At 57.8% G+C, this 22,309-nt stretch carries 22 protein-coding genes and 2 pseudogenes; 19 read left to right on the top strand and 5 right to left on the bottom strand.

Annotated elements, in window-relative coordinates; all coding sequences use genetic code 11:
- Window positions 1-82: 82 nt before the first annotated feature.
- From ACSQ36_RS43850 to ACSQ36_RS43840, 3 genes are all read left to right on the top strand, one after another.
- Window positions 83-790: a YoaK family protein gene (locus ACSQ36_RS43850; protein WP_436187086.1), complete on the top strand. Its 708-nt coding sequence runs from the start codon at window positions 83-85 to the stop codon at window positions 788-790.
- A 72-nt stretch (window positions 791-862) separates the two neighbouring features.
- Window positions 863-1,363, top strand: a complete 501-nt coding sequence (locus tag ACSQ36_RS43845; protein WP_436187106.1) for a DUF3562 domain-containing protein — start codon at window positions 863-865, stop codon at window positions 1,361-1,363.
- A 188-nt stretch (window positions 1,364-1,551) separates the two neighbouring features.
- The gene (locus ACSQ36_RS43840; protein WP_436187085.1) at window positions 1,552-1,911 is read left to right on the top strand and encodes a hypothetical protein; all 360 of its coding nucleotides are present in this window, start codon (window positions 1,552-1,554) and stop codon (window positions 1,909-1,911) included.
- Window positions 1,912-2,201: 290 nt separating this feature from the next.
- Here the strand turns inward: ACSQ36_RS43840 and ACSQ36_RS43835 are convergent, their stop codons facing one another.
- Complete coding sequence (locus ACSQ36_RS43835) at window positions 2,202-2,537, bottom strand: CoA transferase (protein ID WP_436187084.1); 336 nt, start codon at window positions 2,535-2,537, stop codon at window positions 2,202-2,204.
- Between ACSQ36_RS43835 and ACSQ36_RS43830 the strand changes: the two are divergent.
- The 3 genes and pseudogenes from ACSQ36_RS43830 to ACSQ36_RS43820 all read left to right on the top strand — a co-directional run.
- Window positions 2,518-2,628 (top strand): annotated as a pseudogene (locus ACSQ36_RS43830) (IS6 family transposase); the annotation flags it as partial. The gene ACSQ36_RS43835 and the pseudogene ACSQ36_RS43830 overlap by 20 nt on opposite strands.
- A 197-nt stretch (window positions 2,629-2,825) precedes the next feature.
- Window positions 2,826-3,095, top strand: coding sequence for a CopG family ribbon-helix-helix protein (locus tag ACSQ36_RS43825; RefSeq protein WP_436187083.1), 270 nt, complete (start codon window positions 2,826-2,828; stop codon window positions 3,093-3,095).
- Window positions 3,092-3,412, top strand: coding sequence for a type II toxin-antitoxin system RelE/ParE family toxin (locus ACSQ36_RS43820; RefSeq protein WP_436187082.1), 321 nt, complete (start codon window positions 3,092-3,094; stop codon window positions 3,410-3,412). Before ACSQ36_RS43825 ends, ACSQ36_RS43820 begins: the two co-directional genes overlap by 4 nt.
- Before the next feature lie 784 nt (window positions 3,413-4,196).
- Here ACSQ36_RS43820 and ACSQ36_RS43815 read toward each other — a convergent pair.
- A protein-coding gene (locus ACSQ36_RS43815; protein WP_089165898.1) for an IS5 family transposase occupies window positions 4,197-4,954 on the bottom strand; the annotation gives its coding sequence in 2 pieces (ribosomal slippage) (window positions 4,197-4,639 and window positions 4,639-4,954; 759 coding nt in all).
- 771 nt (window positions 4,955-5,725) lie between these two features.
- On the opposite strand from ACSQ36_RS43815, the gene mdcA reads away from it, so the two are divergent.
- The 7 genes from mdcA (at window position 5,726) to mdcH (ending at window position 12,510) form a co-directional block, all read left to right on the top strand.
- On the top strand, window positions 5,726-7,384 hold the full coding sequence (mdcA, locus tag ACSQ36_RS43810; protein WP_436187105.1) for a malonate decarboxylase subunit alpha: 1,659 nt from the start codon (window positions 5,726-5,728) through the stop codon (window positions 7,382-7,384).
- 4 nt (window positions 7,385-7,388) lie between these two features.
- On the top strand, window positions 7,389-8,348 hold the full coding sequence (locus ACSQ36_RS43805; protein ID WP_436187081.1) for a triphosphoribosyl-dephospho-CoA synthase: 960 nt from the start codon (window positions 7,389-7,391) through the stop codon (window positions 8,346-8,348).
- Between the two features lie 12 nt (window positions 8,349-8,360).
- The gene (locus ACSQ36_RS43800; RefSeq protein WP_436187080.1) at window positions 8,361-8,654 is read left to right on the top strand and encodes a malonate decarboxylase subunit delta; all 294 of its coding nucleotides are present in this window, start codon (window positions 8,361-8,363) and stop codon (window positions 8,652-8,654) included.
- Entirely contained in the window at window positions 8,651-9,514 is an 864-nt protein-coding gene (locus ACSQ36_RS43795) for a biotin-independent malonate decarboxylase subunit beta (RefSeq protein ID WP_436187079.1), read from the top strand. The genes ACSQ36_RS43800 and ACSQ36_RS43795 overlap by 4 nt, the downstream gene beginning before the upstream one ends.
- Window positions 9,511-10,359: a biotin-independent malonate decarboxylase subunit gamma gene (mdcE, locus tag ACSQ36_RS43790; protein WP_436187078.1), complete on the top strand. Its 849-nt coding sequence runs from the start codon at window positions 9,511-9,513 to the stop codon at window positions 10,357-10,359. Before ACSQ36_RS43795 ends, mdcE begins: the two co-directional genes overlap by 4 nt.
- A 194-nt stretch (window positions 10,360-10,553) precedes the next feature.
- On the top strand, window positions 10,554-11,510 hold the full coding sequence (locus ACSQ36_RS43785) for an AEC family transporter (RefSeq protein WP_436187077.1): 957 nt from the start codon (window positions 10,554-10,556) through the stop codon (window positions 11,508-11,510).
- A gap of 70 nt (window positions 11,511-11,580) precedes the next feature.
- On the top strand, window positions 11,581-12,510 hold the full coding sequence (gene mdcH / locus ACSQ36_RS43780; RefSeq protein WP_436187076.1) for a malonate decarboxylase subunit epsilon: 930 nt from the start codon (window positions 11,581-11,583) through the stop codon (window positions 12,508-12,510).
- Between the two features lie 110 nt (window positions 12,511-12,620).
- Here mdcH and ACSQ36_RS43775 read toward each other — a convergent pair whose 3' ends face one another.
- A complete protein-coding gene (locus ACSQ36_RS43775) occupies window positions 12,621-13,319 on the bottom strand; it encodes a transposase (protein WP_436187075.1) in 699 nt (232 codons plus the stop codon).
- 278 nt (window positions 13,320-13,597) lie between these two features.
- On the bottom strand, window positions 13,598-14,317 hold the full coding sequence (locus tag ACSQ36_RS43770) for an IS6 family transposase (RefSeq protein WP_436187104.1): 720 nt from the start codon (window positions 14,315-14,317) through the stop codon (window positions 13,598-13,600).
- A gap of 143 nt (window positions 14,318-14,460) precedes the next feature.
- On the opposite strand from ACSQ36_RS43770, the gene ACSQ36_RS43765 reads away from it, so the two are divergent.
- Window positions 14,461-15,414 (top strand): IS5 family transposase, encoded by a 954-nt coding sequence (locus ACSQ36_RS43765; protein ID WP_436187074.1) that lies wholly within the window; start codon window positions 14,461-14,463, stop codon window positions 15,412-15,414.
- A 1,105-nt stretch (window positions 15,415-16,519) separates the two neighbouring features.
- Here ACSQ36_RS43765 and ACSQ36_RS43760 read toward each other — a convergent pair.
- Window positions 16,520-16,654, bottom strand: a pseudogene (locus ACSQ36_RS43760) (IS6 family transposase); the annotation flags it as partial.
- Between the two features lie 174 nt (window positions 16,655-16,828).
- On the opposite strand from ACSQ36_RS43760, the gene ACSQ36_RS43755 reads away from it, so the two are divergent.
- The 5 genes from ACSQ36_RS43755 (at window position 16,829) to ACSQ36_RS43735 (ending at window position 22,288) form a co-directional block, all read left to right on the top strand.
- Window positions 16,829-17,551: an IS6 family transposase gene (locus tag ACSQ36_RS43755; RefSeq protein ID WP_436187073.1), complete on the top strand. Its 723-nt coding sequence runs from the start codon at window positions 16,829-16,831 to the stop codon at window positions 17,549-17,551.
- A gap of 741 nt (window positions 17,552-18,292) precedes the next feature.
- A complete protein-coding gene (locus tag ACSQ36_RS43750) occupies window positions 18,293-18,991 on the top strand; it encodes a GntR family transcriptional regulator (protein WP_436187072.1) in 699 nt (232 codons plus the stop codon).
- A gap of 44 nt (window positions 18,992-19,035) precedes the next feature.
- The gene (locus tag ACSQ36_RS43745; RefSeq protein ID WP_436187071.1) at window positions 19,036-20,199 is read left to right on the top strand and encodes a hypothetical protein; all 1,164 of its coding nucleotides are present in this window, start codon (window positions 19,036-19,038) and stop codon (window positions 20,197-20,199) included.
- A gap of 9 nt (window positions 20,200-20,208) precedes the next feature.
- Entirely contained in the window at window positions 20,209-21,093 is an 885-nt protein-coding gene (dapA, locus tag ACSQ36_RS43740; RefSeq protein ID WP_436187070.1) for a 4-hydroxy-tetrahydrodipicolinate synthase, read from the top strand.
- Between the two features lie 127 nt (window positions 21,094-21,220).
- A complete protein-coding gene (locus ACSQ36_RS43735; RefSeq protein WP_436187069.1) occupies window positions 21,221-22,288 on the top strand; it encodes an amino acid ABC transporter substrate-binding protein in 1,068 nt (355 codons plus the stop codon).
- Window positions 22,289-22,309 lie beyond the last annotated feature (21 nt).

Here is a 22,309-nt window from a genome sequence, read left to right as displayed (position 1 = left end):
CCGCGTTCCTTTACGTTTACGTCAGTCGACCTACCGACCGCGAACCGGGCTCTCCCGGGACACGGAAAGCATTGGACATTCTATGCACGCGACGATTCAACCCCCGGCAGATCTGCCACTCGCCGTCTCGCTTCGACGTGTCGTGGTGCTTGCCGCCGTGGCTGGCTATGTGGAAGTCATCGGATTCATGGATGTCGGGGGAATCTATCCCGGCATCATGACGGGCAATACGGTTCAGCTCGGCATGACCTTTGCCAAAGCCCAGTGGGCCCGGTTTGGCCTCATCGCTTTCGCGGTCGGGCTGTTCTTCGTCGGCGGAATCATTTCCAGCCTGATCAAGAGGCACCTGCGGCGTCCCCCGCTCGAGTTGCTCGTGATGGCGGGGATCTTGTCCGTCGCCAGCGTCGTGCGCTTGCACGCGTCGGTGCGCATTCCTGTCGAGTTGCCTTTATTGGCGCTGGCGATGGCGATGCAGGGCGAGACGATCGCCACGTTCGGAGGGGTATCTCTGCAAACCATCGTCGTGACCAACAACATGGTGAAGTTCTCAGACGCACTGGTCGGCCGTTATCTGCCAGGACCCGCGGGACAGCAGTCGCTCAAGGTGCCCGAGCTTAAGGAAGTCCTGATGCCGGGACTGGCCTGGCTTAGTTACAGCGTTGGTGCGGGCGCGGGCGCTACAGCGGCCGCCTGGCTTCAACTACCCTTGCTGGTGCCGGCTGTGATGCTGGTATTTATCGTCGCAGACCTGCTGTTCACGAGGCGCGCGGCCGTTGGCATGGCACGTTGAAGCGCGCATGGCAGAGTCCTACGGACTTCGAGACAGACACGGGCCCTTACAGCCAGAGAGACGAGGAAACCCATACCGTGCGCGGACGTCGGCTTCATCCATTCAATCGCTATCAAAACGCAAACACCGCAGGGTACGGTATCAAGGATGTACGGGACGACATTGGCGGAGATAGGAGAGGGCACCAAGGTGCTCGACTATATCGCCCTGCTTGCGGCGAAGAGAGTGCGTCGAGAACTTCTCATCACGATTGACATCGGGTTGCACGAACTTCGGCTTGTGCCCGCTCACAAGGGCGCCGGCAACGCGGGCTTCCAGGACTTACTCGCGCTGGTGCGCGAAGGACTCGCGTGGGTCAAGCTGTCGGGCACCTATCGAAGCACGGGTGTCTCGGCTACGCCGTACGAAGACACGTGGCCATTCGTCGCTGCATTGATCGATGCGAGTACTCATGCCAGGCGACACCGATCTCGTCGACAGTCGGGCGAATGGGTCGGCGAGCCGGCGCTCAGGCAGGCGATCCTGGCCGACAACCCGGAGCGGCTGTACGGATTTGAGCGACATCTCATTTAGATGGTATCGGATTTGATTGCAAAACGGCCGCGCATAAGCGGTACCACCCGCCTCGCATCGTCGGACAGAGAGGGAACTGCAAGCCATCGCGAACCCGCCGCACACTAACCGAATAATGGACGCCGGCCATTAAAGAAAGGCTCAAGACGCCGTTCAAGAGCCTCGATCCTGTTAGGTTGTTGCAGGAAATGCGAACGGCCCAGCAGATATTGAGCAAGTTCGCGGCCTATGGCGCGAGCGCTGAAGGAGCGCCAAAGGGCGGATCAGATGGTACGGTCTTTCTCGCAAGTCTGTCCTCGGCATGGAAGGAAGGTGAAGCTCGTCTGACCCGTCGAAAGCAACCCAAGGCAAAGCATTGGTGGAGAAGTCGTGCGGATCCGTTTGCCGACGCATGGTCGGTTATTGAAGGTTGGTTGATCGCCGAGCCCGGGGCGTCGGCCACCGAGTTGATGGATCGGTTGCCAAGAATGATTCCGGACGCCGATGCAAAAAAAGCACAGTTAAGACGTTGCAGCGCCGAGTTAAAGCATGGCCCGTCGAGCGAGTGAAAGAAATGGTTCTGGGCAGCTTGCGCAAGCATACTGCCACGCCGACTGAAGCCTGATCTGCGGAAACCCTGAAAGTCGGCGGGGCCGGGCGCTATGTGCCTGGCAAACCAGGAAGAAGAAACAAAACAAACTAAAACGACAATAATCTATCGGGTAACATTCTTTCCTGAGGCAACACGGCCGGACTTGCTGATTGTCGCCGTCCACTTTCGCGCAACACAGACAGAATCGCATCGTTGTGCTCCCGAGTGCCTCAGGACGTCGGAGGCGCCAATACTTCTTTGGGCCACTCACCATCGAAAGTCACAGGCGAGCGGACTGTCCGAAAACGCCCCATGACCGGATGCTCCGTTTCTACAAGCAACCCTAGATGCTTCGGCTGCGGGTCTTCTAGTGCTTCGCTTGCGTCGTAATCGGGGCGTGGGGAACATCATCGGCCTCAAGGCGCACCATTCCTCCCGGTTACGGGTGGTGAAAAACGAACCAAGCACCTTGATAAGTTCTTCCTGATTCTCAATCCGCGCGGCGCGACTCGAAAAGCGCGGGGCTTTGAGCAACTCCGGCGCTTCTATCGGGTGTGCAAGACCAGACCGGAACTTCTCCGGAAAGCGTCGCACTCGGCCCATGCTCGGGTTTAAAACTTTCCGGTGTGCTCGCATCCTACCGAGCAGCATCGAACTGCACATGATCAAGAAGGGGCAGTTGAAAGACAGCTAGAGCAGTCAGACTTCCGCCGAGCGGTTTTATTCACTGGACAAATAAGTTATCCATATTATCTAAGCTCTGCTCGCCTAGACATCCCTATCGCAACAGAGCCACTAATCTCGTCAAACGTGCGCTTCGACATATACTCGCCAAAATCACCTTATTCGTTTAAAATAATTTCTATTTACCGCCAACAAACGAGGTTGCCCATGGTCGCAGAAACCCGAACCCTGACCGCGCAGGTGCCCGTCGAGCTCGCGCAGGAAGTGGACGCGCTTTCGGAGCAGATCGAGCGCCCCAAGCAGTGGATCATCAAGAAGGCGTTGGTTCAGTTTCTCGCGCGCGAAGCGGAAAAGCGCCGCCTGATTCAAGAGGGCCTGGACGACGTAACCGCCGGGCGGTTCGTGTCGATGGAGCAAGCTCACGCTTGGGCGGACAGCATCGGGACCGACCAGGAACTTCCGGTTCCGAAAGCGTGATCAAGGTCATTCCCACCAGCAAGGCGATGTCCGACCTTGGGGGCATCGCGGAGCACGTCAAGAGGTTCAACGACACAGCGACTGCCCGCAAGACCGTCAGCGCACTGCTCGACGAAGCGGAACGCTTGGGGCAAGACCATTTCCATCGCCTGGGCGAAGAACTCGATGGCTACGACGGTCCGCCCGCCCGCGAGGTGCATCGCTGGGTTTGTCTGGCGGGCCGCTACGAACTGCACTACGAAGTCCTGCCGCCCTACGCGGAGGAGCCCACTACCATCGCGATCCTGCGGGTTTGGGACACGCGGCAAGACCGTTGAACCAAAGGCCGCAGGGCCCTTTTCATTCGTGCGTCCAGACCTTCACCCATGTCATCTGAGGCAGTGGGTTGGTCACCAGCGGGTTGTGGACGAGTAGGCCCCGCTGCGATCTGTCGATCATGTTTCTCCCACAGGGCGCCTGCGCCCAAACCGAGCGATCCAGGTGGCGAGCGACGGCATGGTCCTCGCGCAGTGTCAGTTGCAAGTGATCGTCGTGTGTGCCAGCAACAATTCCGCTCGCCCATTATTTCGACCAGATCGCGCAGACTTAGGTTCTAGCGAAAGTACCAGTACACACACAGAAACTTCGTGCCGGCGCGATGAGCTCAGGCGCGGGATCAGCAACGCGATGTTGGACGGGATCAGACCGCGCGATGATAAAGCACGTAAACCGCGTCGTTGTCGATTTCTTCAGATGTTTGTCAGCCGCCTCCAGCATAGGGCCGGCCCAATTTACTCGGCTTCTAGCATTCAAATGCAGGTCCGATAATACGACTTATCAGACCTGGAGCCAGCCGGAAGCAGGGCGGTTTCGGTTTAAAACGGTGGCAAGGTAGATGAAAAAGCAGGGGAGGGCGAGTGGAGCGCAGCGCGACATGCGACGACGCACCAGGTCCGTATCGAGCGAATCTTCGACGCCGGCTTCAACTCGCCCCACGAATGGGGACATAAGCGCGACTCGACGTGACCGGCGAGCAGATTCGCCCTACGGCGCGGAGAGCTGAACAACGCGTGAGACGAAGCGCATGGAACGTCATCGATCACTTGCTAGGGCGTGTTCACACTACCTGAGTCCATCGACGATAAGCGCGAAATTGATGAAAGCGATGAACATCACATCCAGCTTGTCGAATCGCGAGAAGATGCGACGGAAGCCTTTGAGTCTTCGGAACAGTCGCTCCACTTCGTTTCGACGTTTGTACATTTCCCGATCGTATTCCCATGGCTCAAGGCGATTGCTTTTTGGCGGGACAACGGGGATGAAGCCCAGGTCAAGTGCGAGTTGTCGCGTCTCGTTGCCCTCATACGCCTTATCCATCAGCAAGTACAGTGGCCGATTCGGTGGCCCGAGGCTTTGTAGCAAGGCTCGTCCTTCGGGGGCATCACCGGCCTGGCCGGGAGAAAGTGAAAACGTTATGGCTGTTCGAGCATCCGAGGCAACCATATGAATCTTGGTAGTCCATCCGGCCCGGCACTTGCCGATGGATTGCGGTCCGTTTTTTTTAATGCGCCAGTCCCGTCTGGATGCACTTTTACAATCGTGCTGTCCAGCGAGACCGCCTCGATCCTGACACGAACAATCTGGGCACGCTGCAGTTCGGTAAATGCGCGATCCAGCACGCCACTTTTGGACCAACGGTTCATGCGCGTATAGACCGTGTGCCATCGGCCAAAGCGCTTTGGCAAACCACGCCATTTGCAACCATGCTCAGCAACGTAAAGAATCGCATTTAGCACTTGAAGATTCGACATGCTTACGTTGCCACGCTGACGCGGCAAACAATGTTCGATCTTTTGAAATTGGGCTTCGGTAAGTTCCATTCCCGAAGTTTACAGGTAAATTCAATTAGTGTGAACACGCCCTAGTTGTTCATCGTGTGAATCCTCCCCGGATGAGGAATTGATTGGATTCGAATTGCCAGGAACTGTATGGCCGTTTGCGAGGTGCTGCAGCCGTAGGGGCTGTCGATATAATCGGCTAAACGTCATCGCTCAGTATAGCCGCCCATGTCTGGACAATTCGACCGCTCGTGGATTGAAGTAAGCGGGAAGATTTTCGATCCATCCATCGAGGTGGGGTGAAGAAGGTCCGCTTCTGCCGAAGCGCAAGCCCGGCGCAGATTATTTGCCCGCTGTTTTCCTGCCGCGTCCGCCACGCTCGGACGACTCATCGAGGATAAGTTCGAGTCGTTCGAGATGGCATCGCTCGACGCTGACAGAAGACCCATCCCGAGTATCTTCACTTGTCGCTCCGAGTGTTCCGCCCGGGGCATCCGCGTGGCAGCGGCCTTAGCGCGCTGCTCGATGACCCGGCTCTCGCGCGTGAGCGCTACCTCGTGACTGCCCATCCCGAACGTTCATCTTGGATTACGTGAAATTGATCCATATCAACGACATCGGCTTATATGACGCTAGGGTATACCTTAAATACATGCTTCATTTCCGATCTTCATCGGACATCGCAGGTGTTCCCGGAGATGAATACGCATCGAGCGGTGCTCGGCAAAAGCCGCAATCGATATGACCGAGGCGGTTGAAGATGGCCTTCAGCCGCGTAAGCAAGCCAATCAGCCTTTGATCGAGGATGAACTTATGACGGGCAGCACCGACCTAGTTGTACTTCCGCGCTCCTGGTTCCAGCGCAGCGACGCGAAGAAAGAGAGGCTGAAAGCCGCGCGGCCTTTCAGCAGCGGTAAGATTCTCGACTCTGCGCGTCTGGTCGATGCTCTTCAGGCAATCATCAAGCCTGGCGACCGCGTCGCCCTGGAAGGCGACAATCAGAAGCAGGCCGACTTCCTCTCACGTTCGCTGGCAAAGGTCGATCCGGCGGTGATTCACGACGTGCACCTGCTCATTTCGACCATCAGTCGACCTGAACATCTGGACATCTTCGAGACAGGCATCGCCCGCAAACTCGATTTCTCCTTTGCCGGACCGCAGAGCCTGCGCGTTGCCCAACTGCTCGAGGACGGCAAGCTCGAAGTCGGCGCCATTTACACGTACATCGAACTGTATGCCCGTATGTTCATTGACCTGACACCGGATGTCGCGCTGGTCTGCGCGGTTCAGGCCGATCGGGAAGGCAACCTGTACACAGGTCCCAATACCGAGGACACGCCGACGATCGTCGAGGCAGCCGCTTTCCGCCACGGGGTCGTCATTGCGCAGGTCAATGAAATCGTCGACGTGCTGCCGCGCGTGGACATTCCGTCGTCGTGGGTGGATTTCATCGTCGAGGCAGACCGCCCGTTCGCGATCGAGCCGCTGTTCACGCGCGATCCGCGACATATCACTGAGCTGCAGATCCTGATGGCCATGATGGTGATTCGCGGCATCTACGAGCGCCATAGCGTGACCGCGCTCAATCACGGCATCGGCTTCGACACGGCTGCGATTGAACTGCTCTTGCCCACGTACGGCGAGTCACTCGGCCTTAAAGGAAAGATCTGCCGGAATTGGGCGCTCAACCCCCATCCGACGCTGATCCCCGCGATCGAGAGCGGATGGGTGCAGAGCGTTCATTCGTTTGGCAGCGAGGTCGGCATGGAGGAGTACATTCGCGCCCGCTCTGACGTCTACTTCGTCGGTCACGATGGCAGCCTGCGCTCGAATCGCGTGCTGTGCCAGCTGGCCGGCCAATATGGTGTGGATCTTTTCATCGGATCGACGCTGCAGATGGATCCGGACGCCAATTCATCGACCGTCACCCTCGGCCGGCTGGCCGGGTTTGGCGGAGCGCCGAACATGGGGCATGACCCGCATGGCAGGCGGCATAGCAGCACGCCGTGGCTTGAAATGATCACCTCGAAGGCGCCGATCGTCAGGGGTCGCAAACTGGTCGTTCAGACCGTGGAGACGTTCAGGGAAGGCGGGGTTCCGTCGTTCGTCGAGCGGCTTGATGCGATCGAGGTCGGCAAGCATAGCGGAATGGCGGTCGCGCCAGTGATGATCTACGGTGACGATGTCACTCACGTCGTCACCGAGGAAGGCATCGCGTATTTGTACAAGGTCGAAGGGGAAGAACGAAGGGCAGCCCTTGCAGCCGTCGCTGGTGTCACCGACATAGGCCGCCAGGCGGATCCGAAACGCACGGCCGGGTTGCGTGAACGCGGCGTCGTTGCCTACCCGGAAGATCTCGGCGTGAAACGGACCGACGCCAAGCGCTCGCTGCTGGCGGCACGAAGCATCGACGATCTGGTCGCATGGTCCGGCGGACTGTACGAGCCGCCGTCGAAATTCCGGAGCTGGTGAGCCGATGGATTTCGCCACGCAATACCCCAGGTGCTTTGTCTCCGAGACCGAGGGACTTGCTCTTTCCGACCCTGCGCGGGCGAGTTGCCTTTCGCCTGACGCCATGTCGCCGCCGCAGACCGGCAGCAATGCGTCCGACTATCTTGCCCGCACCGCGGTGCGGGCGCTGATCGATGAAGCGGAGCTGACGCCCAAACCAGCCTTGGTGGACCGCATGGGAAACGGCGCGCATGCGGATCTCGACCTGAAGCTGATGGTGCGCTCGGCGCAATCGTTGCACCCCGGGTTCGCTGCGATGGCGATGGCGGCAGCCGCCGAGAGCCCCGCCCAGGCCTTGCGTGAGACGCTGGGTCGAATTGGCCGGGAATCGGAAAACGCCATGCTCGCCGTCACGCACGGCAGCAACACCCACCGCGGTGCGATCTGGGTGCTCGGCTTGCTGGTGGCTGCCGCCGCCCGTGAGCGCACGCGGAACCCGGTCGATGTGGCTGCGTTCGCGGCCAGCATTTCCCGCCATCGCGATCGGTTTGCAACGCTTTCCCTGTCGAACGGCTTGCGCGTCAAGCGCCGGTATGGCGTGCGCGGGGCGCGCGGTGAAGCGGCCGACGGCTTTCCGCACGTCGTGTCCCTTGCTCTTCCGATGCTGAGGCAGTCACGTTCGAGAGGCAACGGCGAGGATGCGGCAAGGCTTGACGCGCTGCTGGCCATCATGTCGTCGCTTGACGATACCTGCCTGTTGCATCGGGGCGGGTACGAAGCGCTGTCCATTGCGAAGCGCGGTGCGACCGAGGCGCTTGCCGCCGGAGGCGCGGGCACGGCGACGGGAAGGGAGCACCTCGATCGCCTCGATTGCGCACTGCTTGCCCGTAACGCATCTCCCGGTGGTGCGGCCGACCTGCTCGCCGCCACACTTTTTCTGGACCGCATCGAGCGAGACGACCCGTCGTCGATATCGCCATCTTAAGGGGAACAGGTAATGGAAGTACTCAACTACGAATATCCGGCATCGAGGACCGTGCAACGCCGCGTCCATGTCGGTGTGGTTGGCTCGGGAGACCTTGAAGTCCTCGTCGAGCCGTTGGGAGGCAACGTCGCGAAGGTCGTGATCAACACCAGCGTGGACGGATTCGGATCGGTATGGAAAGCGGTGGTCGATCGGTTTTTTTCCCGTTTCGACGGGTGCGTGGCCATCGAGGTCAACGATTTCGGCGCGACACCCGGCGTCGTGCTATTGCGGCTCGAACAAGCCGTGGAGGAGCTCGGACAATGAATGCACCGACGGATTGGAAACACTTCCTGGCTCGTAAGAGCTTCATCGAACTCAATGCGCGGGAACGTACCATCGCCGTGCTCGATGCTGGTTCGTTTCGCGAGATCGTGGGCCCGTTCGACCGGCTGAAGTCACCGTGGCTGCCCATGCAGGGCATCGTGGCCGAAGCCGACGACGGAGTCGTGATCGGGCGGGGGACGATCGACGGCGCCCCGGCTGTTGTCGCTGCGATCGAGAGCGCTTTTCAAGGCGGCAGCATGGGCGAGGTATCGGGCGCCAAGATCGCGGGCGCGCTCGAGCGGGCGCTCGTCGACAACCAGAGCGGCATTCCGACCCGCGCCGTCTTGCTGCTCGAAACCGGAGGCGTTCGCCTGCAGGAGGCGAACCTGGGCCTTGCCGCCATCGCGGAGATTCACTCGGCCATCATCGCGTTGCGCGCCCACGTGCCTGTCGTCGGGGTTGTCGCGGGCATGGTGGGTTGCTTCGGCGGCATGTCGCTCGCGGCGGCACTCTGCAGCTACCTGATCGCGACGCGCCAGGCCAGAGTCGGCATGAACGGTCCCGAGGTGATAGAGCAGGAAGCCGGTATCGCTGAAATCGATGCTTCCGACAAGGCGCTCATATGGAGTCTGATCGGAGGCGAGCAACGTTCGCGAGTAGGGATGGTCGACATGCTCGTGGAAGACGACGCGACGCAGATCGCGGAACACGTTCGCAAGGCTTTTCAGTGCGGCATCCCGGGCAAATACCGCAGTGAAGATATCGACACGTATCTGGCGCGTATCGAGAACGTCGATACTGGCACTCAACTCACGGGCGCGCAACTGGTCACGCTCTGGGGCAACGGAGATTCGAAATGAGCAACGAAGTGACGATGCAGGAAGCGTCTGCCGCCAGCCGCGGCCGAACATGGTTCGACGGGTTGACCGAACAGGCTCCGAAGCGCCCCGGCGTGGCGGATTCAGTGCTGGTGGCGGACGCCATGCTGGGCGGGCAGAAAGCGCGCTTCATCGCGGTCGTGCCGGATCCCCGGAACCGCTTTCCCCGCGCGCGCCACGGGGAAGTGGGCCTCGAGCAAGGCTGGGCGCTGGCCAGGCAGGTACGCGAGACGATCGACGAAGCACCGGGAGCCGGGAGCGGTAAGCGTCTTCCGATCATTGCGATCGTCGATGTGATCGGACAGGCTTACGGACGTCGCGAGGAATTGATGGGCATTCACATCGCCTGCGCTGCAGCCGCCAATGCCTATGCCGACGCGCGCATGGCGGGTCATCCGGTCATCGCGCTCATCGTAGGGCACGCCATGTCGGGCGCTTTCCTCGCTCACGGCTACCAAGCCAACCGCATCATTGCTCTCGACGCTCCGGACGTGCTGGTTCATGCGATGGGACAGGCGGCCGCGGCCCGCATCACGCGTCGTAGCGTGGAGGAACTCGTGAAGTTGGGAGAGCGCATTCCTCCCATGTCCTACGACATACGCAATTATCACAAGCTCGGACTGCTCGATCGATTGATTGGAAACGTCGACGCTGATGCTCCAGACGCCGTTGCGTTGGATACGGTGAGACGGGTTCTGACAGAGACGCTCGAGTCGGTACGGGCCGACAACACGTACGATCTGTCGGCGCGTTACCGCTCCAAGGAGGCGCAAACGGCACGGGCCGCTTCTATCGAAGTGCGAAAGCGTCTCGCGGAACAGTGGTAGCGAGGACGTCCGCGTTAGCAAGGGCAGGAAACGCGCCGGGTGCTCCCGGTCCGGGGCCGCAGGCCGCTCCTGCCCTTCGTATTGACCAGTACGAAGAATCCACACAAAGAACCTAAAGGTCCGATGGACCGCAGCGATCATTTGCACGCGCAGGCGCGGTGCGGTCCTGAAAATGTCAAACCAACGGAAATCACGTGCTCAACCTTATCGTCACGGCATTGTTGCCGGTATTTCTAGTATTGGCATTAGGATATTTTGCCGGCAAACGCAAGCTGGTCGACAACCAGAACGTTTCGAGCCTGAATGTTCTTCTGATGCAGTTTGCGCTGCCGCTCACGCTATTCATATCGATCGCGAAGACGCCGCAAACAGTGATACTCGGGAACGGACCGCTTGCCCTAGTGCTGGCATTGGGCCTCGTCATCACGTACGCGATCGTAGGCTGGACGCAGCGCAGGTTCTTTGGACTGTCGCTGGGGGATGCGGCAGTCGAGACGCTCACGATCGCGTTCCCCAACTTCGCGTCGATCGGGCTTCCTTTGCTGCTGCCCATTTTCGGCGCGCAAGCCGCGCTTTCCGTGGCCATTGCGATCGCCGTCGGTTCAGTCACCATCTCACCGATGACCCTGGCGCTTCTCGAACTCGACAAGGCCCGCAAGGCGGATACCGGTCATTCGGTGTCCGCCAGCCGTCAGTTTCTCATCGCACTCGGACACTCGGTGCGCAAGCCGATTTTCGTCGGACCGATGCTCGGTTTGATTGTCGCCCTGCTCGGGATTCACCTTCCGGCGATCGTGGCGACGGCGCTAGGGCCGATAACTGCCGCCACCGCCGGCATCGGTCTCTTCCTGACGGGCCTGATGCTGTCGGCGCAAACGATCGAGATTACCGGGGACGTGGTGTTCGGCACGACCGTCAAGAACGTTCTGCAACCGCTACTCGTGTTCGGTCTCGCGAAACTGCTCGGGCTTCCGTCGGCGATCGCCGCGCAAGCCGCACTTCTCACGGCCATTCCGGCGGGCTTCTTCGGGTTAGTTTTTGGCGCCAGCAGTGGAACGAAAACCCCGGTTGCCGGTGCGACCCTGATCATTTCCTCGGTTTCGGGAATAGTCACGCTAGCGCTTGCCATCATGCTGCTCGCGCCGAAGTGATGCGTTACGATCGATCCTGTGTCGCGCCAAGCCGCAGCCATCAGGCGCATGGCATCGTCAAGGACAGACCATGAACATCGCATTTCTGTTTCCCGGCCAGGGAGCGCAGACCCCCGGCTTCCTGGCGCATTTGCCCGCGCATCGCGCCGTGACCGCCACGTTAGACGAGGCGAGCGATGTCCTCGCGCTCGACGCCCGGGGGTTGGACACCGAAGTGGCACTTGCATCCACCGTCGCGGTGCAATTGTCGGCGCTCATTGCGGGGGTTGCCGTCGCGAGGGCCCTGAACGAAGAAGGGGTGCAAGCGCAGGCGGTTGCCGGTTTGTCCAGTGGTGCCTACACGGCTGCGGTTGCCTGCGGTGCACTGGCGTTTGCAACGGCGCTTTCGCTGATGAAGCTACGCGCCGAGTTGATGCAAGGCGCTTATCCCCATGGCTTTGGAATGGCCGCTCTGGTCGGTCTTGATGAAGCGCACGTGGTCCGCCTGGTGAATGAACTTCATCGCGAAGATCGGCCGCTGTATGTTGCGAACCTGAATGCCCAAAGACAAATCGTTCTCGCAGGCAGTGACCAGGCGCTGGAAGTCGCGATCGAAGCAGCAAAGCGTGCGGGGGCGAGAAAGGCACAGAGAATGGCCGTCAGCGTCCCTTCGCACTGCGCGCTGATGGATGGTGTAGCTGCGAAGATGAGCGAGGCATTTGCGGGCGTTGCCTTGGTGCAACCGCGTATCCCCTATGTCGGCAACGTACGCGCGCGCGTGCTGCTCGACCCGCACGAGATCGCCCGCGACCTGGCAACCAACGTTGCCCACACGGTGCGCTGGCATGACTCGATGACGAATTTGTACGAGAGAGGAACTCGCTATTTCGTCGAGTCTCCACCGGGAAATGTGCTGACGGGGCTTATTCGCGAATCATTCGATGACGCGCAGGCTCGAAGCGTTGCTGATACTCCGATTGCGACCATTGCTTACCTGACTGGCTCGCAAGGTTCGATCTAGTCGCGCAGGAACCCTGAAGATGGAAGCTAATGGGAAGGAAACGGATCACGTCGAAGGCGATCCCGACGGCTTTGTTCGGAAGGGTGAGGATCTCCCCGCTGCGGACGCAACTATGCATTTTTAACGGAAACGGGTCTGCCGAATGAATTCCACAGGTTGATGATGTTGGCGATGACAACGCCTTCACTCTTCTGTGACTCGAGTTTTTGCGTCAGCAGTTTTGCGCCGATGCATCGCTTGATGCGCGAGATCTGCGCTTCAACCAGCGCGCACAGTCCGTAGCCGTACTTTTTGTGAAATGCATAAATGCTGCCTTTGTCCTTGATGTATTGCACCGTCTGGTCATGCAATTTGGTGTTGTCATCGCCATGCACCACAGCGTGCGACGGAGGCGGAATCACGGCAAAGATGCCGCGATCGTTCAGCGCTTCTCCTCGCTCGATGCTGTAGTAGGCACCGTCGGCGATGACCCGATCAATGGACAGGCCCGCTGGCAGGATCCGGTCCATTCCTTCGCTATCAGACACGTCAGTGCCCGTGATCTCGATCGCGTGGATATTCATGTCCGGATCAATCGCCAGGTGCATCTTGCGCCACGGCGTGTGTGCCGCCTTCTTTCCGTACTTCTCTTCGTACCATTGGCTTGCCCGGTCGAAGCTCAGCCCCGTGCTATCGATGGTAACCGTGACGTCTTCACCATTCACGAGCCGTCGGGCCAGCCGCTTGCAGCGTTGTTTGACCGCAATATCCAGCTTCGAAAATAGATCGCTCAAGTGACCGAAGCTCGGCACCGGGATGCCCAGGCCCAAGGTCTTTCAGTAATCTTCCATATAGCCCACGATCTGCCTCATCCCCCAGTTGAACAAACGATAGAACGCTTCCCGCGCTTCTTCAGGCTCTGATTGTATTCGTGGCAGTTCGTTACCCGATACGTCGGCTTCTTACGCTTGCGTTCTTGACCTTCCTGCAATCGGGCTTTATACGGCATCCGCTCGGATCCAATTCTGCTCTGAAGTCTTGCTTATATCGCAGGGCTCTGGTGCAAATAGCCGCTTAAGCCGAGATTCTTCTTATAATTGTGGATACCTTATTGATTGAATAGGACAGCATTCCAAACGGAGGGTGCTGCGGTGTCCTTGAGCCCGAGTGCGCATAGGTCGAACTGCTCCTTGCGAATGCGATGTATCAACTCGATGCCTGAAATCGTGGTCGCGGCACTCCTGAATCGTTTGAAGCCGAGCATCGCGTTTGTTCTGAACTTGATGCTTCGATGATCCTGTTCGATCAGGTTGTTCAGGTACTTCGAGGTCCGGACCTTCGTGTCCTCAGGCAGCAGGCCATCGGCCTTCATCTCATGCACCGCCCGGTGCGTGGCAGCATACCCATCCAGTGTGATCGTCTCCGGCGACTGGCCCTGATGCTTGATGGCCTTGCCGAAAAAGGCTTTAGCCGCAGCCACGTCTCGCTTTGCTCTGAGCATGAAGTCCACCGTCTGGCCGGTCCGATCTACCGCCCGGTACAGATAAACCCATTTGCCACGAATCTTCAGATAGGTCTCGTCAACACGCCAGGACCGGCCCGTGGGTATCCCAAACCGATTCCAGCGCTTGACGAACTCTGGTGTAAAGCGCTTTACCCAACGCATAATTGTCGTGTGCGCCAGCGACAGACCGCGTTCGGTCATCATCTCGACCAGATCGCGCAGGCTGAGCTTGTAGCGAAGGTACCAGCGCACACGGAGAACAATGATCTCGCGATCAAAATGCCGTCCATCGAACATCCCCTTCAGACCTTTTCGCTTGCTCATCACTGGCCACCAGATTGATTGGATAGCTACTTTAACCAATCCAATGAACCTATTTGCACCAGAACCCTTTCCCCTAGGGAAGGTCTGCATAAATCGAGCATATTTGAGTTGCCAAATAGCGCGACGACTGCGACGATTTGGGCATGAGACAAGCTAATCTGGGATTGGATTTGACGACCAAACGAACACGCAAGCGCGAGTTCCTCGACGAGATGAACCGGGTGGTTCCGTGGCGCGAATTGGTGGCGCTGATATCGCCGCACGCACCCGAAGGTAAGCGAGGGCGGCCGCCGTTTCCAGTGGAGACGATGCTGCGGATCCATTTCATGCAGCAGTGGTTCACCTTGAGCGATCCTGCAATGGAAGAAGCATTGCACGACGTGCCGCTGTTTCGAGAGTTTGCTGCATTAGATAACTGGAACATGCGTCTGCCTGACGAGAGCACGATCTTGCGATTCAGGCATCTGCTTGAGAAGCATGAGCTTGCGGCCCAGATGCTCGCAGCGGTCAATGCGGTGCTTGGCAGCAAAGGGCTGCTGCTCAAAGCGGGTACGGTCGTCGACGCCACGCTGATCCCAGCGCCCAGCTCGACCAAGAACGCGAGCGGTGAGCGCGATCCCGAGATGAGCTCGACCAAGAAAGGTAATCAGTGGTACTTCGGGATGAAAGCGCATATCGGCGTGGATGCCGAATCCGGGCTGGTACACACGGTTGCAGGGACAGCCGCGAACGTGCACGACATTGTCAAAGCGGACGCGTTGCTGCACGGCGAGGAGACTGTTGTGTACGGTGATTCGGGCTATCGTGGGATACAAAAACGTACGAGCGCAAAGGCAGTGGAGTGGATGGTCGCGATGTGCCCTGGCAAGCGCGCGGCGCTGGACAAGAATGACGCGCTTGATCGCATCGTCAATGAAATCGAATACCTTAAAGCAAGCGTGCGAGCCAAGGTAGAACATCCGTTTCGGGTGATCAAACTGCAGTTTGGCTTCGCGAAGGCACGCTACCGAGGCCTGAAGAAAAACACCGCTCAACTGACAACGCTGTTCGCGCTGTCCAATCTCTGGATGGCGCGTCGCAAACTGCTGAAAATGTGAGCGGTAGACGCCGCGAAAGCGGCGATCCACAAACATCGAGCTCAATTTTTGGTCCGTATTCATGCAGTTCCCAACGCTAAAACGACTTTCGAGACCTACCAAATTTCGAATGTGGCGAACAGTCAGGCTCAAAATGAGTTGTTCAGACCTTCCCTAGGTCATGCAAGCGGGGCCGAAATAAAACAACCGGAGACATACGATACATGCATTGGTTTCCCATCCCGCAAACAATCCGACCAATCGCACGGTCACACGTGCAATGACGACATGGATCGCGCGCCCAAAATGTATCTGGAAGGCGCTGGGGGCTGATTTTCCTGCCATTATTTAGTTATTCGAATATATATGAGAAGACCTCGTTTACTTCGTTGTACATATTTTATGGAAGCTACGCTGACAACGGCACTTCCGCCTGTCTGGCCGCGTACGGCCCAGCCAATTGCCCCCTATCCGCGCCACACATTGTTGCCGGTTCCGCCGGGTACGCCGATCACAAGCTATATCGTTCCGTACAGCAATGCTCTTCAGTTGCTCTACCGCGTTCCGGCTTCGGGGCTTTTTAATTACGCTGTAGGAGGGTCGACCACCTATAACGGCACAGATGGCTTCACCGAAACAGCGGCCGTCAACGCATTTCTGGCATCCGGGACTCGCTTGAACGCGAGCGACCTCGTCACCATCGAGCCCTTGGCTAACGATCAAAACGTGAATCCGGACGGCACGCCTCCAACTCGCATTCTCGCCAGTGCCCAGGCCGAATCCGCAGCGGATACGGCTTTGATCCCGAAGCTGGTCAACGCGGTCGCCAGAACCTTATCTTTCGTAGACCCTGGCAATCTGGGCCTGAGTGCAGAAGGCGGTCCGAATAAATTTTCGCAATACGCCGCGGCGGCCACCGCAGCAAGCATTAACGATCTGGTGCCGCTCGCACGATCTGGCGTCAGGATTTTCTATTTTCAGAACGAGATATTCCTTCAGCGGCTCAATACCGATCCGCAGCTTTATGGCTTCGCAACCCAAAACGATGCTTTTTCGCCAACCAATGGGCGGGGTTTTGTCGCAGTAAGGAAATTAGATGGAGGTGAGACAGAACGGATAGGAATGCTTATTTCGCGAGATCGTAGAATTGCTCGGCGACTGAACGACGCCGTCCATCGTTACTCTTCTTCTGCCCTTTCGCTATCATGTGCATGAGTTCGATACCGCCTAAAATGATGCGGGCGCAACAAAAGCTCTTAAATCGGTTCTGTCGCAATAAGGCGGCGCGGTATTATTATGTTCGGCACCCAAACGAGGTCTTTGCCCGATGAAACAGAGCCTGACGCCAGCCTTAGCGCGCGTGTTTAAACGGGTTTTGTCGCGTTAAGGCGGGAGAGGTAGCATTCGAGGCTGACAAATAAGCTTTGGCTGGCCGATGAAGAAGACCCAAACACCGCGAAAGACGCTTGCTGCGGGCATCGCCCGAGTGCTAAAGCGCCTTCACTATCCGCTCGATGTGATGTTGCTATGCGTGCGGTGGTACGTCGCCTACTCACTGAGTTTGCGTAATCTCGAAGAAATGATGGCCGAGCGCGGTATTGAGGTTGATCATTCCACGGTGCATCGTTGGGTGATGAAGTTGGTGCCGCTGTTCGAGAAGACGTTCCGTAAGCACAAGCAGCCGGTAGGCAAGAGCTGGCGGATGGACGAAACGTATATCAAAGTCAAAGGCCAGTGGAAGTACCTCTACCGGGCGGTGGACAAGGCGGGCCAAACCATCGATTTTCTGTTCAGAGCCAAGCGCGACAAGGTGGCAGCGCGGCGCTTCTTTGAAAAGGCGATCGCTCAGAACGGTGTACCCGAGACGGTAACCATCGACAAAAGCGGCTCTAATCTGGCCGCACTGCACGCGGTGAACGCCGAGCGAGAGACGCCCATCACGATTCGTCAAGTCAAGTACCTGAATAACGTGGTCGAGCAGGACCATCGGGCCATCAAACGCATCACCCGACCGATGCTGGGCTTCAAGGATTTCCACTGCGCGCGCGTCATTCTGAGTGGCGTCGAATTAATGCACATGATCAAGAAAGGGCAGATGAAATGTCGGGGCGAGACTCCGCTGTCTCCCGCACAGCAGTTCTACTCGCTCGTTTCATAAGTAATCCTCCGCATATCACCACTGATTGACCCGCTGACCTTACTGCGACAGAGCCCGAAATAGCGGCTGACGTCGAATCGGGCCGGCTTGAGGCGCGGGCCCAAACCGGGCGGCGCCGCTACGATGTAACAGCCTTGATCGTGATGGAACCCTTTGTGCAATTGGGGCTCCATTTGCGACGAAAAAGGACCGGGGGCAAGAGGAGGGCGACCGTGGAATTCTCATTCCAACATTAAAATATAATCAATGAGTTAATTGCCTTCATTCGAATCCGCAGTTCGCGACCGGCATGCGAAAAAGCCTGGCGCACGCTGAGCTTTTTTGCTCCGCAATTATCTAGCCGCTCCGCAAAAGCATTTCGCTGGTGGAGAACGGGATATCTTAGGTCGCAACGACACGACGTTATCTTCCCCAAAGTCAAACCTTCTACCCCGGAGCAAGTCGTCGCCGATGGGTCACCTATTAAGCGAGCTATCCCAGAGCGCCGACAATCCTGCCGTCTCTCGCAAGATGGGCAGCCCGAGTGAAGCCACCTCTGCCTGCTCCCTTGGAATGAGGTCGTCCTCTAGCTCTTGAGCCGCCTCACTATAACGAGCTAACTTGCAGCCTCAAAAAACGACTTGACTCCCTGAATTTTGGTTGTATACAGTCGACCCCATACACAGGCACGGGTTTTCACGAGTTGGGTCGAGTTTTTCTCGTGTATACAGTCGACTCCACACAAACTTCGGTGATTAAGCAATGGATGAACTTCCGGTTCGCGCCGCCTTGGGCGCGTCAGTGGCGACTATTCTTCGCAAGGCTATTCTGGATGGATCGTTAAGACCTGGAGAGCCGCTTCACGAGACCACGCTCGCCCGGCAATTGTCAGTAAGTCGTTCGCCGGTTCGCGAAGCGTTGATTCTGCTCGAACGAGAAAGGCTCGTGGTCAGCCATATCAACCGGCCAACAGTCGTCCGGAGGCCGTCTCCGGAAGAGATCCGGCAGATCTTCACAATCCGATCGGTATTAGAGGGCACGGCTGCACGCTGGGCTGCCGAAAAGGCCACAGTTGCTCTTGTTGAGTCTCTCAGGGCTAATGCGGAAGAACTTAACGCTGCAACCATCGCCAGAAAGTCCAACACCGATTCTAGAGTTGTTGCTCTCGCAGTCGACTTTCATACGTCGATCGCGGCAGCGGCTGACTGTGTGGAACTGACTCATCTGCTGGAGAGCATCTGCAACCAAATCAAGCTCGTTATGACGGCTGGGCTTGCGAGCTTACAGACTCGTCGTGCTGAAGAAATTCATGCGGAGCATCTGGACATCATCGCGGCGATTGCCGACCACGACGGTGATCGCGCAGAAAAGCTCGCTATTGCGCACGTTCGCGGCGGTCTGCATCGTCTGATCTGTCTCAGTGACGACGAACTGGGCGCAGGCGCATTAGTAAACCATTGACTGGTTTGAGGTTCGGAAAACAGCGTAGGACCATGAGGAATGTAATGGAACCAGAATATAAAAAGACGCTTGAGCAGGCCCTTCAATATCTCTGTAACGGCGCCGACGCAGTTTGCGATGGCGTATCCCAAACCGGAGGGGTCCCCCGGTTGAATTACATGAACGGGAGTTACAGCTGGGACAACGATTATGTGTGGGACAGCTGGGCCAATTTTCAGTGGGCCGGCTTTCTGGCGGGTCGCATGTGGTTGCTGCATGCATTGACGAAAAACCAACGGTACGCTGACGCTGCGATGCATATATGCGAGCGCATAGGGCCGGTTCTCGCAAAGCACCCGACGGTATTTTCCTCTACCGGACTGGATATGTACTACGCCCTGACGCTCGGCTATAAGATCACCAACGAAAAGATTCTGAAGGATTGGACGCTAGCAGGCGGTGACAATTTCGCGAACATCTTTGACCGCAAAGCGGGCGCTTTTCTTCAGATTGCAAACGCTGACCGTATCGTCATCGATACTGGACTCAATTTGCCGTCGATGTTGTGGGCATCGCAATGGGAGCCGAACCGTGGCACCTTAGCCTATCAGCATCTCGATACTGTGCTTAAAGTCGGGTTGGTGCGTGGCGACGGATCGAACTGCCATGCGGCGGCGCTCGACCCGGAGAGCCGCGCTGTCACTGGCCTCTTCAGTTTGCAAGGATGGACCAACGAGAGCGTCTGGGCCCGTGGGCAAGGTTGGGCAATGCTTGGCTTCGCTCATGGCTACGAGGCAAGCGGTAGATTGGATTATCTCGACGCAGCACGGCGGGCGGCCGATTGGTATGTCGAGAATGCTCCATCCGGTTGGGTGCCGCGGTACGACTACCACGACCCTGAGCGCGAAACGCTTCCTTACGATTCATGCGCAGCTTGTATTGCGACGGCTGTTCTGATGCGTCTGGCCCGATGGCTGCCGGATCGCGCTGAGCAATACAGGAAAGTGGCACAGGAAACTCTCAAGGCTCTAATCGCGGACTTTCTCACGGTTGGCGGAGTCGTGTTGCATGGAACATGGGGGCGGATGCGGCATATCGAGCCCGGGAAGCCCCGCCTGGGAAGGTTCCCTCAGGAAGATGTCATGCCGTATGGCAATTATTGGATCGCCGAATGTCTTTTCCGCGAGATGTCGGGCGATTGGTCGGTTCTTTCACTCAAGCACGAATAAAGGAATGTTATGCAATTCACTCCTGACGGAATTTATACGGCGATTGTTACGCCGTTTACCGCAAATGATGAGTTCGACGAGAAAGCTTTTCGTCGCTTAATCGATTTCCAGGTCGATTCAGGTGCGGCGGGCTTGCTTGTCATTGGCGGAAGTGGCGAGTTCGTCAGCCTCACGCCCGCCGAGCGCCAACGAGTTGTGGAAGTTGCAATCGATCAGACGGCCAATCGTGTTCCAGTGATTGTTGGAGCGCTAGCTCCGGGAACGAGGGAAGTTCAGGAAACCGCTCGCTACGCTGAGAAAGCGGGAGCCAGCGCGGTACTGGTCTTACCGACCTACTATATCAAGGCCAGCTCAGACGGCGTACTTGAGCACTTTGAACGCGTGGCGGACTCCACTTCGCTTCCGATTGTCGCTTACAACAACACCGGGCGCACCGGTATCAACCTTGATGTGCCCCTGTTGGAAAGACTTGCGGCGATCCCGTCCATTGTCGCACTCAAGGAATGCGAGCGCGACTTAGCCATCGTATCGGCGAAGATCAGCGCAGTGGGCGACCGAATCGCCATCATGTCAGGTGACGACGACCTCGGCTTTCCGACTTTTCTTTTGGGAAGCCCCGGCGGGATCTTCATGACGGCCAATCTGATCCCTGCGTTCCATCGCAAACTTTTCGAGGCGGCGATCAGTGGAGACTTGGCTACGGCTCGCAAAGCTCACTACGCGTTGCTTCCTCTGGTTGAAGCGCTATATACAGTTGACCATCCAGGTTCGCTTAAAGATGCCATGGCATTTATCGGGCACCCGGTGGGCCCCGTCCGAGCTCCTCTGCAAAGGGGCCGCGAGGAAAATTTGAAGCGTGCCAAGATCGCACTCGAAAAGCTGAACGCTCTGTAATTCTTGAAGTACCCGGAATTCCAGTTTGAGTGTACATAAATTAGAACTACTAATTGAGTGACATCGACCAACCCGAACTGCATCGCAGCTTGGGTTGGTGCCCCCCTTTTTATGGAGCTTTTCAAGGATGACGAAGCCCCTCTCCCGCATCGCTGGCAGCGCGTTGCTTGCTCTCGGAATATTGGCGTCCATGCCAGCACAGGCCGGGCAAACCCTGAACGCCATAAAGAGTCGTGGACAGCTGAGTTGCGGTGTCAATCCTGGCCTTCCCGGCTTTTCAGCGGCCGACAGCCAGGGCAACTGGGCTGGCCTGGATGTAGATGAATGCAGAGCCGTGGCCGCAGCTGTCCTATCGGACGCCCGAAAGGTCAAGTGGGTACCACTCAGCGTGGCGCAGAGCTTTGCGGCTTTGCAGTCTGGGGAGATTGATCTGCTAACGCGCAACATGACCTGGACTCTGACGCGCGACGCGTCACTCGGGCTTAACTTCACTGGAGTTGATTTTTATACCGGACAGGCGTTTATGGTGCCCAAACCTAAATTGGATCCCAAGACACAGAAGATGATCGGCGTCAACATCACCAGCGCCAAGCAGTTGAAGGGAGCCACGGTTTGCGTCCAGTCGGGCACTACCACTGAAAAAAATCTGTCCGACTACTCCAAATCGACCGGGCTGAACCTGAAGCCGGTGGTCTTCGAGACTCAGGAAGCGGCCACCAAAGCATATTTCTCAGGTCGTTGCCAAGCCTACACCTCAGACGCATCCGGTCTTGCAGCAGTGCGCGACAAGGAAAGCGGCAACCCCGACGACCAAGTGATCCTACCCGAGCTGATCTCGGAGGAGCCGCTGAGCCCGGTCGTGCGCCGTGGCGATGACGAGTTTTTTGCCATCGTCAAGTGGGTGGGATTCGTGTTGATCCAGGCAGAGCAATACGGCATCACTCAGGCGAATGTGGATGAGATCAAGGCAAACAGTAAGGACCCTGCGGTGATGCGCATCTTGGGCACTTCCGAAGACCTTGGAAAGGCGCTTGGACTCGATAAGGAGTGGGCGTATAGGGCAATTAAGGCGACCGGCAACTACGGAGAAATCTACGAGCGCAACGTCGGTTCGAAGTCGAGCTTAAAACTTCCGCGCGGGATCAACAACCTCTCGAGCAAGGGCGGCCTCATCTTTGCGCCGCCGGTGCGCTAAGAAGCTGAAATCCACGTCCAT

This window comes from Caballeronia sp. LjRoot34, assembly GCF_964253815.1.
Classification (GTDB): Bacteria; Pseudomonadota; Gammaproteobacteria; order Burkholderiales; family Burkholderiaceae; genus Caballeronia.
The sequence above is the reverse complement of the archived record's forward strand: the minus strand, read 5'-3'. Positions and strand labels throughout refer to the sequence as shown.